This window comes from Tamlana crocina, from assembly GCF_012037625.1.
The window spans coordinates 1-372 of sequence record NZ_JAAVJS010000454.1 but is presented as its reverse complement, the minus strand read 5'-3'; the positions used below and the strand labels follow the sequence as shown (position 1 = coordinate 372).

Sequence of the window (372 nt, the reverse complement as noted above, 5' to 3'; positions counted from 1 at the left end):
AAGAATCCCGTGCAAAAATTTCCTTCCCGGAAAGATAGTCGGTCACTTTGTTGTAAAGAGCATCAAATTTTTCAGGATCAAAAGGAATATTGATATCACCCCACCATACTTTATCTTTGGTGATGTCATCCTTAACTATAAAACGGTCCTTAGGGGATCTTCCGGTAAATTCTCCGGTGTTCACAGCCAAAGCTCCCGAGGAAGATTCTACTCCTTGTCCTTTTTCGATCGTGATCTCATGTAGTTCCTCCGGAGAAAGCTGGTAATGAATTTCCGCATTTTGAATACCATACTGTTCCAGCGCAATCGTTTTCGTAAATTGTTTTTTAGCCAACATAAAAAGTTTTGTCGTGTGATTGTTACTTAGGCGAA

At 40.1% G+C, this 372-nt stretch carries 1 protein-coding gene; it reads right to left on the bottom strand.

Annotated features, from left to right (window positions below):
- Positions 1 to 337, bottom strand: a 337-nt coding sequence (locus HC176_RS17565) for a phosphoenolpyruvate carboxykinase (ATP) (protein ID WP_167920299.1), incomplete at its 3' end; no start/stop codon positions are given.
- Between the last annotated feature and the right edge of the window lie 35 nt (positions 338 to 372).